Origin of the sequence: Streptococcus sp. HMSC072D07 (genome assembly GCF_001814835.1) — a bacterium.
Classification (GTDB): domain Bacteria; phylum Bacillota; class Bacilli; order Lactobacillales; family Streptococcaceae; genus Streptococcus.
Window position 1 is genome coordinate 1 of sequence record NZ_KV818032.1, and the last position, 16,577, is coordinate 16,577.

Annotated in this window: 21 protein-coding genes and 2 pseudogenes; 12 read left to right on the forward strand and 11 right to left on the reverse strand. The window is 38.7% G+C overall.

Features of this window, described 5'->3' with window-relative positions; translation table 11 throughout:
• Positions 1–145 (reverse strand): annotated as a pseudogene (locus HMPREF2991_RS10850) (DUF308 domain-containing protein); the annotation flags it as partial.
• A 657-nt stretch (positions 146–802) separates the two neighbouring features.
• Here HMPREF2991_RS10850 and HMPREF2991_RS00070 point away from each other — a divergent pair.
• From HMPREF2991_RS00070 to HMPREF2991_RS00085, 4 genes are all read left to right on the forward strand, one after another.
• Complete coding sequence (locus tag HMPREF2991_RS00070; RefSeq protein WP_033584335.1) at positions 803–1,234, forward strand: Rrf2 family transcriptional regulator; 432 nt, start codon at positions 803–805, stop codon at positions 1,232–1,234.
• 92 nt (positions 1,235–1,326) lie between these two features.
• A complete protein-coding gene (locus HMPREF2991_RS00075; RefSeq protein WP_042768731.1) occupies positions 1,327–2,331 on the forward strand; it encodes an NADP-dependent oxidoreductase in 1,005 nt (334 codons plus the stop codon).
• A gap of 14 nt (positions 2,332–2,345) precedes the next feature.
• Positions 2,346–3,182: an alpha/beta fold hydrolase gene (locus tag HMPREF2991_RS00080; RefSeq protein ID WP_042768777.1), complete on the forward strand. Its 837-nt coding sequence runs from the start codon at positions 2,346–2,348 to the stop codon at positions 3,180–3,182.
• A gap of 1 nt (position 3,183) precedes the next feature.
• A complete protein-coding gene (locus HMPREF2991_RS00085; RefSeq protein WP_042768732.1) occupies positions 3,184–4,059 on the forward strand; it encodes an SDR family NAD(P)-dependent oxidoreductase in 876 nt (291 codons plus the stop codon).
• A gap of 334 nt (positions 4,060–4,393) precedes the next feature.
• On the opposite strand, the gene HMPREF2991_RS00090 is transcribed toward HMPREF2991_RS00085, so the two are convergent.
• Entirely contained in the window at positions 4,394–5,875 is a 1,482-nt protein-coding gene (locus tag HMPREF2991_RS00090) for an AcpB/EbpR/MafR family transcriptional regulator (protein WP_070568237.1), read from the reverse strand.
• 310 nt (positions 5,876–6,185) lie between these two features.
• On the opposite strand from HMPREF2991_RS00090, the gene HMPREF2991_RS00095 reads away from it, so the two are divergent.
• The 5 genes from HMPREF2991_RS00095 (at position 6,186) to HMPREF2991_RS00115 (ending at position 8,107) form a co-directional block, all read left to right on the forward strand.
• The gene (locus tag HMPREF2991_RS00095) at positions 6,186–6,422 is read left to right on the forward strand and encodes a GlsB/YeaQ/YmgE family stress response membrane protein (protein ID WP_000964741.1); all 237 of its coding nucleotides are present in this window, start codon (positions 6,186–6,188) and stop codon (positions 6,420–6,422) included.
• Positions 6,423–6,521: 99 nt separating this feature from the next.
• Positions 6,522–7,085 carry an alkaline shock response membrane anchor protein AmaP gene (amaP, locus tag HMPREF2991_RS00100; protein WP_070568234.1) on the forward strand — a complete coding sequence of 188 codons (564 nt, stop codon included), beginning with the start codon at positions 6,522–6,524 and terminating at the stop codon, positions 7,083–7,085.
• Positions 7,086–7,095: 10 nt separating this feature from the next.
• Positions 7,096–7,266, forward strand: coding sequence for a DUF2273 domain-containing protein (locus tag HMPREF2991_RS00105; RefSeq protein WP_000454669.1), 171 nt, complete (start codon positions 7,096–7,098; stop codon positions 7,264–7,266).
• An 11-nt stretch (positions 7,267–7,277) separates the two neighbouring features.
• Positions 7,278–7,862: an Asp23/Gls24 family envelope stress response protein gene (locus tag HMPREF2991_RS00110; protein ID WP_000072931.1), complete on the forward strand. Its 585-nt coding sequence runs from the start codon at positions 7,278–7,280 to the stop codon at positions 7,860–7,862.
• A 41-nt stretch (positions 7,863–7,903) separates the two neighbouring features.
• The gene (locus HMPREF2991_RS00115; RefSeq protein WP_000102420.1) at positions 7,904–8,107 is read left to right on the forward strand and encodes a CsbD family protein; all 204 of its coding nucleotides are present in this window, start codon (positions 7,904–7,906) and stop codon (positions 8,105–8,107) included.
• A 217-nt stretch (positions 8,108–8,324) separates the two neighbouring features.
• Here the strand turns inward: HMPREF2991_RS00115 and HMPREF2991_RS00120 are convergent, their stop codons facing one another.
• From HMPREF2991_RS00120 to HMPREF2991_RS00130, 3 genes are all read right to left on the reverse strand, one after another.
• Positions 8,325–8,846, reverse strand: coding sequence for a hypothetical protein (locus HMPREF2991_RS00120; RefSeq protein ID WP_070568232.1), 522 nt, complete (start codon positions 8,844–8,846; stop codon positions 8,325–8,327).
• A gap of 70 nt (positions 8,847–8,916) precedes the next feature.
• Positions 8,917–9,441, reverse strand: a complete 525-nt coding sequence (locus tag HMPREF2991_RS00125) for a thiol-disulfide isomerase (RefSeq protein WP_070568229.1) — start codon at positions 9,439–9,441, stop codon at positions 8,917–8,919.
• Between the two features lie 102 nt (positions 9,442–9,543).
• On the reverse strand, positions 9,544–9,999 hold the full coding sequence (locus HMPREF2991_RS00130; protein ID WP_070568226.1) for a GNAT family N-acetyltransferase: 456 nt from the start codon (positions 9,997–9,999) through the stop codon (positions 9,544–9,546).
• Between the two features lie 69 nt (positions 10,000–10,068).
• On the opposite strand from HMPREF2991_RS00130, the gene HMPREF2991_RS00135 reads away from it, so the two are divergent.
• On the forward strand, positions 10,069–10,731 hold the full coding sequence (locus tag HMPREF2991_RS00135) for a prepilin peptidase (RefSeq protein ID WP_070568223.1): 663 nt from the start codon (positions 10,069–10,071) through the stop codon (positions 10,729–10,731).
• Here HMPREF2991_RS00135 and HMPREF2991_RS00140 read toward each other — a convergent pair.
• Positions 10,720–11,175, reverse strand: coding sequence for an effector binding domain-containing protein (locus HMPREF2991_RS00140; RefSeq protein WP_142350307.1), 456 nt, complete (start codon positions 11,173–11,175; stop codon positions 10,720–10,722). The genes HMPREF2991_RS00135 and HMPREF2991_RS00140 overlap by 12 nt on opposite strands.
• Before the next feature lie 78 nt (positions 11,176–11,253).
• On the opposite strand from HMPREF2991_RS00140, the gene HMPREF2991_RS00145 reads away from it, so the two are divergent.
• Positions 11,254–12,153 carry a helix-turn-helix transcriptional regulator gene (locus tag HMPREF2991_RS00145; protein WP_070568217.1) on the forward strand — a complete coding sequence of 300 codons (900 nt, stop codon included), beginning with the start codon at positions 11,254–11,256 and terminating at the stop codon, positions 12,151–12,153.
• A 31-nt stretch (positions 12,154–12,184) separates the two neighbouring features.
• Positions 12,185–12,271 (forward strand): annotated as a pseudogene (locus tag HMPREF2991_RS11395) (prepilin peptidase); the annotation flags it as partial.
• Here HMPREF2991_RS11395 and trpA read toward each other — a convergent pair.
• The 5 genes from trpA to trpD are packed head-to-tail and all read right to left on the reverse strand — an operon-like array spanning position 12,243 to position 16,567.
• On the reverse strand, positions 12,243–13,019 hold the full coding sequence (gene trpA / locus HMPREF2991_RS00150; protein ID WP_070568214.1) for a tryptophan synthase subunit alpha: 777 nt from the start codon (positions 13,017–13,019) through the stop codon (positions 12,243–12,245). The pseudogene HMPREF2991_RS11395 and the gene trpA overlap by 29 nt on opposite strands.
• Entirely contained in the window at positions 13,012–14,235 is a 1,224-nt protein-coding gene (gene trpB, locus HMPREF2991_RS00155) for a tryptophan synthase subunit beta (RefSeq protein ID WP_000331265.1), read from the reverse strand. Before trpB ends, trpA begins: the two co-directional genes overlap by 8 nt.
• Entirely contained in the window at positions 14,213–14,812 is a 600-nt protein-coding gene (locus HMPREF2991_RS00160) for a phosphoribosylanthranilate isomerase (RefSeq protein WP_049520407.1), read from the reverse strand. The genes trpB and HMPREF2991_RS00160 overlap by 23 nt, the downstream gene beginning before the upstream one ends.
• Positions 14,799–15,566, reverse strand: a complete 768-nt coding sequence (gene trpC / locus HMPREF2991_RS00165) for an indole-3-glycerol phosphate synthase TrpC (RefSeq protein ID WP_049520406.1) — start codon at positions 15,564–15,566, stop codon at positions 14,799–14,801. The genes HMPREF2991_RS00160 and trpC overlap by 14 nt, the downstream gene beginning before the upstream one ends.
• Positions 15,563–16,567 (reverse strand): anthranilate phosphoribosyltransferase, encoded by a 1,005-nt coding sequence (gene trpD, locus HMPREF2991_RS00170; protein ID WP_070568211.1) that lies wholly within the window; start codon positions 16,565–16,567, stop codon positions 15,563–15,565. Before trpD ends, trpC begins: the two co-directional genes overlap by 4 nt.
• Positions 16,568–16,577: the final 10 nt, after the last annotated feature.

A 16,577-nucleotide genomic window follows, 5' to 3' on the forward strand; every position in this document is an offset into this window, starting at 1 on the left:
TCCAAGCTAAAAACAGAACCAGTCGAATAACCTTTACTGGCAACCAAGTCCCCGTGACCATCAAGATGAGACCTAGCAGAACAAACAAGAACCCCTGAGCAAGTAATTTCTTACCTGTCAGACCTAAAGATAGAATTTTCGCCATATAAAAACCTTTCAACAATAAAAATTAAACACTCCGATTAAACTGACTAGTAAATAGCCAACACTACAAACAGCCTGTGCCAGCAACATATGGTGACTAGAAATGACTGTAGTAATGTCACCATCTTGTCTTATGCACTTCTAAAATTTGTTTTATTGATTCGAAAACAAAGCTAATAAAAATTAACTAAACTTGAGAGATAAGTACAATTGAGACGAAAAAATGTGTAACCAATACTACTTGTAAAGGTAAGAAAGTATTATTTCTATTCTATTAATGATTTATATACTATCTATTGTGACACAATACTCACTATAATTCAACATTTTACTAATTAAAAATTATAAAATAAGTTTCAAGTCCTCATAACGCTTTGAAAAGAACAAAAAAACGGAATGAAATAACATATAATTAGATTATGAAACAAAGTTTACTAGGCACAAACTAAGATATGTTTAATCAAGCAGAGAGGGGAGATTCTGTTTCTTTAAAACAAGTTTATCCTCCCATTTGATTATGAACTTTCTTACCAAACATCTCTAATCTGATGACACTCTTCAAAAAATTTTTTTTAATTTAAAACAAAAGTCTTGCTTTTCTTTTTATTTGTGCTATACTTATTCTTGTATCAGATACAAGTTATCTAAAGGAGTTTATATGGATACGAAATTTTCAGTAGCCTTGCACATCCTAACCATGATTAGTGAAAGCAAGGATACCTTAAGTTCACAAGCACTGGCTGAGAGCGTCGGGACCAACGCTAGTTACATTCGAAAGGTGATTGCCTTATTGAAAAATGCAGATTTGATTCATTCCCAGCAAGGAAAAACAGGTTATCAACTCAGTAAGTCTCCAAAGAAAATGACTTTACTAGAGATCTACTATGCTACTCAAGAAATCAATCACATTAGTTTATTCCCTGTTCATCAAAATAGCAATCCTGATTGCCCTGTTGGAAAACATATCCAAGGAGCAGTTTCACCGCTTTTCGCTAGTGCCGAATCTCAATTAGAGAAGGAATTAGCAAATCAAACTTTAGAAGATGTCATTGACAATCTATATAAACAAGCCAAACAAGTCCGAAACTGATTTGATAGCAAGTCAGTTTTTACTGGAGACAACATGAACTTGTATCAAATACAAGTCTATTGAATTATATTAAAAAAGAAAAGAGAAATCACATGAAAGTCGCTCAACACACTACTTATAATAAAAACAATATCACACTGAACATCATAGAAATCGCTAAACCAAGTATGACAGACAAAGAAGTTTTGGTTAAAGTATCTGCAGCTGGTGTTAATCCGCTAGATAACATGATCTCTCGTGGCGAGGTCAAGATGATTGTCCCTTACAAACTTCCTCAAACTGCAGGTAATGAATTCGTTGGAATCGTTGAAAGAATTGGCAAGCAAGTTGACAAATTTCAGGTAGGAGACCGTGTCTTTGGTCGTTTACCGCTTGACCATATTGGTGCCTTTGCAGAATACCTAGCTGTTGATAGCCAAGCTTTAGCCAAGGTTCCAGACTATCTCTCAGACGAGGAAGCCGCTGCTGTTCCTCTTACTGCCTTAACCATTATGCAAGCCTTGGAACTCATGGGCGCTCAAGCTGGGAAAACGATCTTTATCTCTGGTGGTACTGGAGGAGTTGGTGGGATGGCCATTCCGATCGCCAAGGCCAAATGTTTGAAAGTCATCACTAATGGTGCTGGAGATAGTGCTGAGCGAGTTTTAAAGCTAGGAGCAGACCGATTTATCGATTACAAAACAGAGGATTATACAAAAACTGTTAGCCAGGTTGATTATGTTCTCGATACTCTTGGTGGGGCTGAAACTGAAAAACAAATGTCTATTATGAAAAAAGGTGGTCACCTTGTGTCCCTTCGTGCCATGCCAAACGGTGCTTTTGCCAAACGCATGAATCTACCAAAATGGAAACAGATTATTCTTAGCTTAGCCGGTCGCAAATTTGATAAGATGGCGAAAAAATACGGTGTCCAATACCATTTTATCTTTGTAGAAAGCAACGGCGCTCAATTACAAGAAGTAGCTGACCTCTTTAGTAAATTAAAAATCAAACCCTCTATCGATACAGTTTATCCATTTGAAGAAGTAAATAGTGCATTAGACAAAGTCGCTAATGGTCGCTCGCGTGGAAAAACAGTCCTCAGCTTTAAGAAATAAAAATGGAAAACACAATGTCATATCTTACAACTAAAAATCAATACATCACTGTCCAAGAAAACCAAATCGCCTATCGCGAACTCAGCAAAAGCAAATCAAAACTACCTCTTCTGATGCTGGTCCATTTGGCAGCAACTCTCGATAACTGGGATCCAAGACTATTAAACTTGATTGCTGAAAAACACCATGTCATTGTAGTCAATCTTCCTGGTGTTGGAGCCAGTCAAGGCCAAGTGGCGCCAACCATTCCTGGAATGGCTGAGCAGACAATTGACTTTGTAAAAGCGCTTGGTTACGATAAAATCAATCTCCTCGGCCTTTCTATGGGAGGAATGATTGCCCAAGAAATCATCCGAATAAATCCTACTCTAGTCAATCGTTTAATCTTGGCTGGAACAGGTCCTCGAGGTGGAAAAGAGGTCGATAAGGTAACAGGGAAAACCTTTAACTATATGTTTAAAGCGGGACTCGAGCGCATCGATCCTAAACGCTATATCTTCTATAATCATGATGAACAAGGGAAAATCGAAGCTTTGAAAGTCCTAGGACGAATGGGTATGAGAACAAAGGAATTTGCGGATAAAGACATGAACGTATCAGGTTTCCTAACTCAACTCAAAGCTATTAAACGTTGGGGGAAAGATCCTCAAGACGACCTAACATTTATCACTCAACCAACCTTAATCGTTAACGGGGACAAGGATATGCAGGTTCCAACGGAAAATTCCTATGACATGCATGAGAAAATCGAAAATAGTAAGCTGATTATCTATCCAAATGCAGGGCACGGTTCGATCTTCCAATATGCAGAGGAGTTTTCAAAAGAACTCATTGCTTTCTTGGAGGACTAATATGGTCAAAACCATTCTAATAACAGGTGCTACTGACGGTATCGGTAAACATTTGGCAAAGAAACTGGCCAGCCAAGGTCATCATGTCATTCTTCATGGTCGAAACCCTCAAAAACTTGAGCTGGCTCTTCAAGAGGTTCGAGCAGTTTCCTTGAGAGGCAGAGTTTCTAGCTACCTTGCGGATTTTTCAAAATTAGACGATGTTTATCGATTTGTGGAAGAAATCAAGCGAGACTTTCAAAGTATCGATGTCTTGTTTAATAATGCAGGACTTTATGGAGGAAAAGAACGAAAAGTGAGTACTGAAAATGTCGAATTGACTTTTATGTTATCCGTTCTCATTCCCTATATGTTAACAATTGAGCTAAGCCCCTTGTTAGAAAAAGCGCCTGACGGTCGTATCATTAATACCTCCTCCTATATGCATCATTTTGCCAAGGTCAAGGATTTAGACTTTGGATTTGAGAACAATTATAATCTCGGATTGGCCTATAATAATTCTAAACTTTACACTATTTGGATGACACGCTATCTAGCCAGAGAGTTCTTCTTAAGAGGTTCAAACATCACCATCAATTCTTACCATCCAGGTTTGATTTCAACCAATTTGGGGAACGATTCCAGTGATGAAAAAACGAAAAAGTCTCTCTTTGGCCGCTTGATGAAGTCACTCTCTAAGAATTTAGACGAGGGAATTAAAACAGGCTACTACCTCACCTTATCAGAAGAAGTCACTGGTTTGACAGGCTATTATTTTGATGAGAAGAAAGTAAAGTTTGTATCCGAAAAAGGATATCATTTTGAAAAAGCAAAAAATTTAATCACTTACTGCAATGATAAAATTGAGTTGTTTCAAAATAAGTCCACAATATCTTAACTTTATTATGACTCGACTATCAAGAAAAAGATGATATCAAAACTTATCTATTTTCTATATCCTAAATAATTTGCCCCACTTTTGCCACGTTTTGAAATAATCACATTCAAAATTATTCCAACTATCTTCCAAAAATCGTTTATATTTCAACATTTTTGGTTAGTTTCAAGATGAAGATTTCTTAAAAATGCTTGCAGGGGGCATCTAAATACAACAGGAAAAGCCTTGATAACCAAGGCTTTTTTGCTTAGTTTCTTAGGTTATTCTGAGTCTAATATAGATGAAATTCTTTTCTTATAAGAAAAAACGCTAGATAGCGTTTTTTTATTCTTAGTTACTCGTCCAATCGAATAAACATCATTGCGTTAAGCAAAGAGATAAGAGCGACTGTATTGACATTATTAGAATAGATCAGTCTCTTATTTTCAATCGGCGGAATAATAAAATTAGAAATAATGATGTCATAAGGTGATTCTTTTAGAGCATCAAGGGATAACTCTAATTCACTCCAAACTTCCAGTTCAAAATTGTTACTGCAATAGTAAGCAAGTGTCTCAGCTACTGATTTTGCATGATACTGATCAAAATTACTCATGACCAAAACCTTTAATTTAGGTTGATTTTGTAAAAGATTTAGCACCAAGTGTTTGCTATGAGTGATAAAAGTATAAGACAAATGATTGACCTTCATTGAATTACGATCCATATCCAAAGCCTCTAGATAGTGTTCAATCCCTTCCTTCACCTCTGAAACAAAGCGAGGGAAAATATTTTGAAAGTTTTTGATTGTATTGCCTTTTTGATCAAATAGGATAAACTCTGTCGATAATTCCTGGCGATGCAGATGTGCTGTATTATGCAGATGCCAAATCAGATTGTCTCTATTGTCTACTTGGAGATTATAGTCTCTTGATACCTGATCTACTAGTTCTCCCAATAACTGATACGATTTTTTTACATAGCTGTCTGTTTTTGCATGGTTCAGAAATACTTCTTCATCTATGAAAAACATTTTTTGAAAATAGGATACAAATAGTTGACCTATCACTTCTTTATTCAGAGAGATACGATATTCAGAATCAAAGCTCGCTACAATCTCTTCGATGCCTTCTGCCTGCATAAACGATTCCAACAATTGATTGTTAAAAGAGTCTCTCTCAACTTCCATGAAATGACCAAACTTTATGCGATATAAATTTGTAACCAGAAGTAATTTTAACATTCTGTGAGTTGATAAATTCATCGGGAAAGAAGTTGCTTTATAGACTAATTCCAATAATTGAGACAAGGGTTCTTGAGAAAAATCTTCAAAGGGCCATTCAAGGAAATAATATTTCTCTGAAAAATACTGGGCAAAAAAGTAACGGATATCAATCTCATTTCCAGTGATTCGAACTGGATTGAGGCTAATTTCAAAACGATATTGTTTCTTAATAATTTTATTAATATGACTGATGATACGATAAAGAGAGGAAGAACTGATATAAAACTCTTTGCAAATACTATCAGTATCACATCCTTCATTAAAGAAGACAAATTCTAAAATTGAAAAGTGGGTTGAATGCTTAAAAAAATGATGATAGACCATCTCAATATCACTATCATCGGTATTAATGATACGGATGCCGTTTGTTGAAGAATGAAATATCAAGTCAGGAAAAGAAGATCTGACATGGGACAAGTCATCTTTTACAGAACGTTCTGCACAGTGCAATAATTCTGCTAGTTCTGAAATATGAAACCAGCGCTTGTTTTCAAACAGTAATTCTAATAATTCTAATTGTCTGTGACTTTTTTTCGATAATAAATCTCTCATGAATAGCTTTTCTCTCTTTATAATAAACTAAACGATTGCCTATCAATCTTCATGCAATTATACCATATAGAGTGCATTTATCCTCTTACAACGACTTTTGCTTGTCATCAAAAGACTAGTCTAATCCCTTAGAAACCCAGTAGCATCAAGATTTTCTTATTTATTTGTACCTGTGGTGTGTTTTTATAATACGTAGTTTGAGACAAATTATTACCCTTCCATATTTAAATATTATATAATTAATTCAATCAAAGAAATTGGTTTTCTGAAATTGATTCTTTGATTTAGAAATAGAAAAGGAGGATACACTATGTTGTGGTCCATTATTGTAGGAGGTCTTATTGGTCTCATCGCAGGTGCAATCACTAAAAAAGGTGGTTCAATGGGATTGATTGCAAATATCTTTGCAGGTCTTATCGGTTCGTCTGTAGGGCAATCACTTCTAGGAAGCTGGGGACCTTCATTGGCTGGAATGGCTATTATTCCGTCAATCGTAGGTGCAGTGATTGTTGTTGCAGTCGTTTCATTTCTATTTGGTAAAAAATAAGCATTACCTAATAGAACATTAAAAGTGATAAGCCATAATTTTGAATACTTTAGACGGGTAAAATTATGGTTTAAAGCTTTTCATTTGAAAGGATTTAATATGTCAAAATCAAAGAAAATATTGTTACTTATTTTCTGTATTTTAATCTTGGCTATTTTCCTTCCTATTCTCATAGATTATCATCAGGTCAGTGATTTAGGAATCCACTTATTCAGTTGGAGAGAACTCTACGCTGAATTCCTGATTGCTAGATATGTCTTTTGGGGGACACTTGTCCTATCTGTTTTAGTGTTAATTTCAATCTTAGTGATACTCTTTTATCCTAAACAATATCTAGAGATCCAATTAGAAACTCAAGAAGATACATTAAAACTAAAAAATTCAGCTATCGAAGGCTTTGTTCGATGTTTGGTTATTGATCATCAGTTGATGAAAGAACCAACGGTCCATGTAAATAGCCGCAAAAATAAATGTTTCGTTTATGTTGAGGGCAAAATTCTTCCTTCGGACAACATCTCAAAACGATGTCTTGTCATTCAGAATGAAATAACTCATGGATTAAAGCAATTCTTTGGTATTGAACGTGAGGTAAAACTTGAAGTTAAAGTAAAAGAAGTTGAACCTCGAAAAACGACCAAAAAGACTGTTAGTCGTGTAAAGTAAGGAAGTAAAAATGGAATGGTTTAAAAAATATCAGTATCCAATTATTGCAGGTTTAGTAGGTGTCATTCTCGCTTGCTTTATCTTATCCTTTGGCTTTTTCAAAACACTCTTTGTACTAATTTGTGGAGCCCTAGGAGCATTTGCTGGATACTATGTTAAGGAAAAATATTTAAATAAATAAAGGAGTCTCGTATGTCAAACGTAGATAAAAATGTAGAAAAAAAAGATGTCGCTGTTGTTTCTCAAGATGTTAAAGGGGAACTCACTTATGAAGATAAAGTCATCCAAAAAATCATTGGTCTTTCACTTGAAAAAGTACCTGGACTTTTGGATGTTGATGGAGGCTTCTTCTCTAATCTAACAGAAAAAATTATCAACACAGATAATGTCACTCATGGTGTCAATGTTGAAGTTGGGAAAGAACAAGTTGCAGTTGACTTGAACATTGTTGTTGAATACCAAAAGAATGTCCCTGCTTTGTACAAGGAAATCAAAGATGTTGTCGTGTCACAAGTTACAAAAATGACTGATCTAGAAGTTGTTGAAGTCAATGTGAATGTTGTCGACATCAAAACGAAGGAACAGCACGAAGCAGATTCAGTTAGCCTTCAAGACCGAGTAACGGACGTGGCTTCTTCAACAGGAGAATTTGCTTCAGAACAATTTGAAAAAGTGAAATCTGGTATCGGTTCAGGTGTTGCTGCTGTTCAAGAAAAAGTAGGCGAAGGTGTTGAAGCCGTTAAGGGCGAAGCAAAGGAAAATGCTCGCGTACACTAATTCATCTGATCAAAATCAATCAATTTAAAGGAGGCAGAATCATGTCAACAGAAGAAAAATTAAACCAAGCAAAAGGTTCCATTAAAGAAGGTGTCGGCAAAATGATCGGCGATGAAAAAATGGAAAAAGAAGGAGCAGCTGAAAAAGTTGTTTCTAAAGTAAAAGAAGTTGCTGAAGATGCTAAAGATGCTGTCGAAGGCGCTATTGAAGGTGTTAAAAACATGCTTCACAAAGATGAAAAATAAGGCTAAAAGTTAGCTGACCTTTTCATCTATAGTAGTCAAAAAGAGGACCGTAAATGTCCTCTTTTTTGTAGATCGGATTCTAAACACGCTTCCCATTTTTCGTTAAAAGAGATTCTTAACAGGAAAAGCCTTGGAATCAAGGCTTTTTTGTTTACTTAAAATAATATCTCCCTTTTAAAGAAAGAACATTTAAAAGCTTACACACTACTAGACGTGCTTACTTATCCACCACCTGAGCTTCAAATTGGGCTGGTTGGTTGTCTACATTGGTAATGGTTATCGTGTAGGGCTTGTTATTGGTGGCATCAAACACTTTTTCACCTTGGTAACTCACAACAACTCCATCTTTTTCTAAATAAATATCTGCTTGATTGTTTGGAAGTTCTTCATCCTCCTCATCGAAACCATGGCTTTTTGTAATTTTTTGTCCCTCTACTTCATAGTAAACATCACCATTACTCTCACTCCAAACACTAGAGCCAGTTAATTTAATTCTGCTTGAATCATTTTTCTTCAAGATGAAGATTGAATAGTATTCCAGATCTTGTGTTCTGGGGTTTACTTTTAAGTTGACGGATTGACCTGGTTGAAGAGTGTATTTGCCATAGTTCAAAACGGAAAAGACAAACCAGACTAGCAGCAAACTATACAAAACTCCTATAATCATTCGTGAGCGCCTACTTTTAAACAAACGTAAAAGTAACACAAAAGAGACAATAAAGAGCAATTCTGTAAACATTCTTGTCCCTCCTTTCTCATTATCGTTGAAATCCTAAACAGAATCTCGCCTCCATTTCTCACTAGTAACATCAACCATACAAAGTCTGATACATCTTATCTAGAAAAGCTTTCAACTCTTTTCGAACAATCTTTAATAAGCGTTCTTCTTCGGCTTGAGATATCATCACACTTTCTTTATTTTGATTACTAATATAAGAATAGTATCTACGTTTTAGGGTTAATTGCTTATCTAAAATATAGTAGGCATTTATTTTTTCCTCATTTACCATTGTTTCAAATATAACAGAGACTTCATCCCTGCCAGGATTCAACATTTTCAAATCAATGTCTCCTTTTATCCCTATGGAGTCAATTCCTCCATCCAAGCGGATAGCACCGTCGGGAGGAACAATATAGCCTGCTTTTCGCATATCAGACGCATATTTCCCTGAATCCATTAAATGTTGTAAGACAGCTATAGCGTCCTTTTCTTCAAAGGAGGTCTTTAATTGGAAGCGTTCTTGGTGGCTTTGATGCTGAAAATAGAGAGTGATACCAACAACTAAGGCAAGTACAGAAGCAAGCAAGATTCGTATTTTTCTAGGTCTCGACATGTTTATCTCCTCTATCTAAGAAATCATAGAAGTCTTGTTTCTAACTTTGAAAGAGAACTTCCTTTTCCTTAAAAATCCTTGGGAATCTAACTCAAGTAACTGTTATCTACCCTTTTTCATAATGTATTTTCGTCTAGGTACTTCAACCATTCGAACGGTTTCAAATCCTTCTTTTTGGTAAAGCTTGTAAGCTGTTTGATTTGCCTCGTAGACATTTAGTGAAAGAGTATCTATGTCTTCATTTTCAAAGGCCAAACTAACAAATTTTCTTAAAGCCTGGCTACCTAATCCCTGCCCCTGCTTCTGGGGGTTGATAAAAAATCTCCCGATATGAAGATTCCTGTCTTCTAGTCTGATTTTCTGGATAAGCCCTACAAACTCTTGTCCATCAAAGATTGAAAAGATTCCTTCCAAATCTTGCAAGACTTGAATTGTCAAGGGAAAAGGAATCATTGTTCCCATCCATTGTTCTTGAAAGGATTTGCCAAGGGAGTTGGACCATTGGCATACGTGCTGAGCATTTTCTGTGCTCATATTTTCTTCAAAACGAATCATCATCTTGACCTCACCATCTTATCAATGTTTCTTTATTATACTACTTCTCTTATTTTTTACGAATAGATAAGTATGATTGATCTTTATTTTTTTCTTGTCGGGAGCATTCTCGCTTCTTTCTTGGGTTTGGTCATTGACCGTTTTCCTGAGCAATCCATTATTCGACCAGCTAGCCACTGTAATTCCTGTCAGACTCGCTTGCGACCGCTAGATTTGATTCCTATCCTTTCGCAGGTGGTCAATCGCTTTCGCTGTCGCTACTGCAAGATTCGCTATCCGTTCTGGTATGCCCTCTTTGAATTGGGCTTGGGGTTACTTTTTCTGGCTTGGTCATGGGGCTGGATTTCCTTGGGTCAAGTCATCCTAATCACTGCTGGCTTGACCTTGGCCATCTACGACTTTCGCCATCAGGAATATCCCTTACTAGTCTGGATGACTTTCCATCTAGTCCTAATGGCCTATACTGGTTGGAATCTGGTTATGGTCTTCTTTCTTGCCCTTGGAATTTTAGCTCATTTTATCGATATCCGCATGGGAGCAGGGGATTTTCTATTTCTGGCTTCTTGTGCTCTCATCTTTAGCGCGACAGAATTACTCATCTTGATCCAGTTTGCTTCTGCGGCAGGGATTTTAGCCTTTCTTTCGCAAAAGAAAAAGGAAAGACTTCCTTTCGTGCCTTTCCTCTTACTTGCTGCGACTATAATAATTTTCTATCAGTTCTTATTAGTTTGTTGAATTGGGAACCCAAAGCTCAACTTCTGCATCCATGGGATTACCGTTTAAAAGTATTTCTAAGATAATTCCATCATTGTAAAGCGAACTATATTCTCCCTCAAAAAAGTTATCCTCCAATTTATCAAACAAGAGTCTTGATTTATCACCACTGGCTGAGCTTACTAAATAATCTTTCTCTGGGACAAGAATGCTTTCGTAACCTGCCACAGCATCATTTGCCGCAACTCCTGCGTAGTATTGTATACCATCTTTATGAGGAACTATCAAAGCATAGCCTCTTTTATCTAGAGAATGGGGCATCAATTTTCCTAGCATTCCTTCTTTAAATAACTGAGTATAGAATGCCGTTTTCTCTTTAGAATAGTGATGTTCATGAACTGTAGTTCCTTCTATCAAAATACTCTTGCCAACTAAGGTAAACGATGGTTTAGTTTGATGTTTCATTATATGAACTCCTTTCTTTATGGTATAATCATAACGAAAGTAATATGACAACTATCTGTCATATTTAAGGAGAAAATTATGAAAATTGACCGTCAAATGGGGATTATTTCTCATTTAGCAAATAAACGAAAAACAACAGCTAAAGAATTATCAGAACTTTTTAAAGTCAGCACACGAACTATTATGAGAGATATTGATGATTTATCTCTTGCAGGCATTCCTCTCTATGTAATGAAAGGAAAAAATGGAGGCATTTTTCTTATGGAAGACTTCCAAACTGACAAACCTCCCCTGACCCAATCCGAACGGCTTTCTATCGAATCTGGTTTAAAAAGCCGTTATCAAGTATTGGAAGATGCCTCTACTTTCAATGCTATATTGAAATTAAATGCTACCAATACATACTCTGATTTCGAAATTGATTTATCTCTATCTCAAGGGAACTTGGAAATACGAACTTTGATTTTTAAGTTATTGGAAGCTATCAGAGGTAGAGTAAAAATAAAATTTTCCTATATTAATTCACAAGGACTGGTGAGTCAAAAAAATTGTGAGCCTTACCGTATTGTCTATAAGGACCGGAGTTGGTATATGGATGCCTACGATACTGATAAAGCGCGTTTTTCTGTTTTTAAAGTTGCTAGAATTAGTGAACTTACTCTCTCCGATACTTTTTCAAAAAGACATTTTACACCACTTCCCTATGATGGTGGTGCTTGGATGAATGAAAACAAAGTACCTGTCATCCTGCATGTCCAGAAAATTGTTCTTGATCGATTTGTGGAACTCTTAGGCTATAATGCCATAAAACCTATTAATAGCGATATTTACGAGATTACTTATCCGTTAAACGACAATGATTGGGGATACAATACCTTGCTTGCTTTTGGAAAATACATCACTGTTATATCTCCTAAGCATTTCCTGAAACATTTCACCAACTATATAGATACCATTCATAAGCAATACCCAAACTAATATTCAACTGTCATTCATGAACTTATACCCTCAAAAGAAAAAGGAAAGACTGCCGTTTGTGCCTTTCCTCTTACTTGCTGTTTGTTTGATTATTTTTGGTAAGCTACTGCTTGTTTGATAAAGTCCTCAATCGGCTCTCCTTGGTGGAGAGCTTTTACAATTTTCGAACCAACGATAACACCATCTGATACCGCATTAAAGCGTTCTACATCTTCTTGACTAGACACACCAAAACCTGTCAAGACTGGGATGTCAGCTACTTGATGCAATTGTGCCAGGTGCTTGTCCAAGTCTGCACGGTAATTTCCTGATTTTCCTGTTACCCCATTGACAGCAACGGCATAGACGAATCCTTCAGCTCCCTTAATCAACTCTTTTTGGCGCTCAAGTCCTGTGGTCAAACTAACTAGGGGAATCAAGGCGATATCTGTGTCTGCCAAAAAAGGCTCTACAAAGTTGGCATGCTCATGAGGCAGGTCTGGGATAATCAATCCCTTAACAGTTGTATCTGCCAAATCTTTGACAAATTTGTCCACACCATACTGAAAGAGGGGATTGAAGTAGGTCATAATGACAAGAGGAATTTCTGTTTGAATGGTTTTCAAGGTTTCAACCAAAGCCTGGGTAGAAGTTCCATGAGCTAGACTGCGCAAGCCTGCTTCTTCGATCACAGGTCCATCTGCAACAGGGTCTGAAAAGGGAATACCCACTTCAATAGCTGAAACACCCAAATCTTCTAAAAAGTGGATTGTTTCAGCGAGACCATCCAAACCTTTCTCATGGTCTCCAGCCATGATATAGGGAACGAAAATTCCTTTTCCAGCTGCTTTGATAGCATTCAATTTTTCTGTTAGTGTCTTAGGCATGGGCTTCTCCCTTCTTTGCTGCATCTGCTTCCAAGCGGTCTTTGACTTGAACTACATCCTTGTCCCCACGACCGGATAGGCAGACAATCATTGACTTGTCTGGACCAAGTTCTTTGGCCAATTTCACCGCGAAGGCAATCGCATGGCTAGATTCCAAGGCTGGAATAATCCCTTCCACACGAGACAAGAGTTGGAATCCTTCCAAGGCTTCCTCGTCAGTCACAGGAACATAGCTGGCACGTTTGATATCGTGGTAGTGAGAATGTTCTGGACCGATACCAGGATAGTCCAAACCTGCTGAGATAGAGAAGGCTTCAAGAATTTGACCATGAGCATCTTGGAGCACATCCATGAGAGAACCGTGGAGGACACCCGGACGACCCTTGGTCAAGGTCGCTGCGTGATGCTCCGTGTCCACACCAAGCCCTGCTGCTTCAGCCCCATACATGGCAACAGACTCATCTTCTACAAAGGGATGGAAGAGTCCGATAGCATTAGAACCACCACCAACACAAGCTACTAGGGCATCTGGCAAATCTTGGCCGGTCAAGTCACGGTACTGTTGTTTAGCCTCTCGACCGATGACACTTTGGAAGTCACGAACGATTTCTGGGAAAGGATGAGGCCCCAAGGCAGAACCAAGGATATAGTGGGTATCGTCGATATTAGCAACCCATGAACGAAGGGCTGCATTAACCGCATCCTTGAGCACGCGCGAACCATCTGTCACAGCCTCAACCTTAGCTCCCAAAAGCTCCATACGGAAGACATTAAGAGCCTGACGTTTGACATCTTCCTCACCCATGTAGATGGTACATTCCATGTTAAAGAGGGCCGCAGCAGTTGCAGTTGCCACGCCGTGCTGACCAGCACCAGTTTCAGCGATGATTTTCTTTTTGCCCATACGTTTAGCTAGAAGAACCTGTCCCAAGGCATTGTTAATCTTGTGGGCCCCTGTATGGTTGAGATCTTCCCGTTTGAGATAAATCTTGGCTCCGCCAATATGCTGGGTCAAGTTTTTTGCGTAGTAAAGAGGTGTTTCACGTCCTACATACTGGCGCAAAAGTTGGTTCAATTCCTCTTGGAAGCTTGGGTCTGCCTGACTTTCACGATAAGCTTTTTCCAACTCCAAAACTGCTGTCATCAATGTTTCTGGGACGAAACGTCCGCCGAATTTTCCGTAAAATCCATCTTTATTTGGTTCTTGATATGCCATGCTTTACCCTCTCTATAAATCTTCTAATCTTTTCCTGATCTTTCTGTCCATCTGTCTCCACTCCACTCGATACATCTACTGCATAGGGAGTAAAGTGTTGAATTGCTTCTTCTACATTGTCTTCATTAAGCCCACCTGCGATGAAAAATGGCTGGGCTAGTCCAGACGTATCTAGTTGACCCCAGTCAAAAGTCTGTCCACTCCCTGCTACAGGAGCATCAAAGAGTAAATAGTCTGCCTGAGAATTGGGGACATGACCATTTCCATCCACCTGCACCGCCTGAATGCTAGCGCAAGGCAAATCCTCAAACAAATCATCTGCTACCTGACCATGAACTTGAACCAAGTCCAAGCAAACTTTGTCAATCGCTTCTAGCAGTTCTGCCCGACTTGGTGAAACAAATACGCCAACCTTCTTAACGTTCACAGGAATGAGCTTTGCCAGCTCTGTAGCCTCTTCCAAGGTCACCTGTCTTTTACTGGGTGCGAAGACAAAACCGATGTAGTCTGCCCCTGCTGATACGGCTGTCTCTACCGCTTCTTTGGTCGATAGTCCACAAATCTTAACCTTTGTCAATCTGCAACTCCTTGATTCTCTGGGCTACATCTTCTGCCTGCATGAGAGCTGTTCCCACCAAAATTCCGTTAAAGTATGGTGCTACTCGTTTTGCATCCTGCCCTGTGAAAATAGCAGATTCAGAAATGTAATAGCGACCTTCCTTAAAGTACTGGGCCAAGTCTACACTGGTCTGCAAGTCGACTTCAAAGGTGGTCAAGTTGCGGTTATTAACCCCAATAATCTCAGCACCCAGTCTGTGGGCTACCTCTAGTTCAGCTAGATTGTGAGTTTCCACCAAGACTTCCAGACCAAGCTCTGTCGCGTAGTCATACAGTTCCTTGAGGCGTTCTTCTGACAAGGCAGCCACGATGAGCAAGATAACTGTCGCGCCGGCATTGCGAGCGCGGATGATTTGTTTTTCATCGATGATAAAGTCCTTGTTGAGCGTCGGAATCTCTACTTGACTGGAAATCTCCCGTAGATAATCCAAATGCCCTTTAAAGAAAATCTCATCTGTCAAAACCGAAATCATCACTGCTCCATTTGCTTCATAAGTCTGGGCCTGTTGCACAATATCCACATCGAGATTGATATCTCCCAGACTAGGGCTAGCCTTCTTGACTTCAGCGATTACCTGTAAACGATCTTGGTGATTCTTCAAAAATTCAGCTAGGCGATAGGTCTGGCGTAGGGGCTGGACTTCCTCCAGCTCCATCTGCTCGACCTCATGAGCCTTCTGCTCCAAAATTCGTGCTAAAAATTCCTGACTCATTTTTGATACTCCTGTAACAGTCTGAGTTTTTCTAGGGCCTTACCACTAGCAATCACTTGACGGGCCAAGGCAACTCCTTCCTTGATACTAGCTACCTTACCATTGGCATAGAAACCAAGACCAGCATTCAAGACTGTCGTTTCCAAGAATGGACTTGGTTCGTTTTGAAGAACGCTAAGCAAAATCTCTGCATTTTCCTGAGCATTCCCTCCACGGATATCTTCGATAGCGTAGTGTTTCATCCCCAAATCCTCTGGAGTGAAACTTGACAAGGTGATTTCGCCATTTTCAAGAAGAGCAATCTTGGTTGTTCCGTTCAAGCCAGCTTCATCCAAGCCTTCTGGTCCAGCAACTACGATAGCACGTTTGCGACCCATATTTTTCAAAACCTGAGCTGTACTTTCTAGCAGTTCTGGACGACTAATCCCAAGAAGCTGTGTTTCCAAGGCCATTGGGTGAATCAGTGGACCAGTCAAGTTCATAATCGTTGGAATCCCCAATTCCAAACGAGCTGGCATGATGTATTTCATAGCTGGATGCATATTTTTAGCAAAGAGAAAGACGATGCCAGTTTTATCAAAGACCTTACCTAGTTCAGCTGGTTTGAGGTCAAGATTGATGCCCAAGGCTTGAAGGACATCTGCAGAACCTGATTTAGAAGAAATCGAACGGTTTCCGTGCTTGGCCATGTGAACACCGCCACCAGCCAAGACAAAGGCTGCAGTTGTGGAAATGTTAAAGCTGAAAGACTTGTCTCCACCAGTACCACAGTTGTCCATGGCATCATGAATCTCAGTTGGAATGTGTTGAGCATGCCCTCTCATGACTTGAGCAATGGCTGTGCGCTCTTCAGGTGTTTCCCCCTTCATCTTAAGGGCCAAGAGGAGAGAAGCAATCTGCGCCTCAGTTACACGCCCAGTTACGATACGCTCAATGACATCCGTCATTTCCACACCTGATAAATGTTCAAATTTTGCTAGTTTTTCAATAATCTCTTTCATCCTAGTTTCC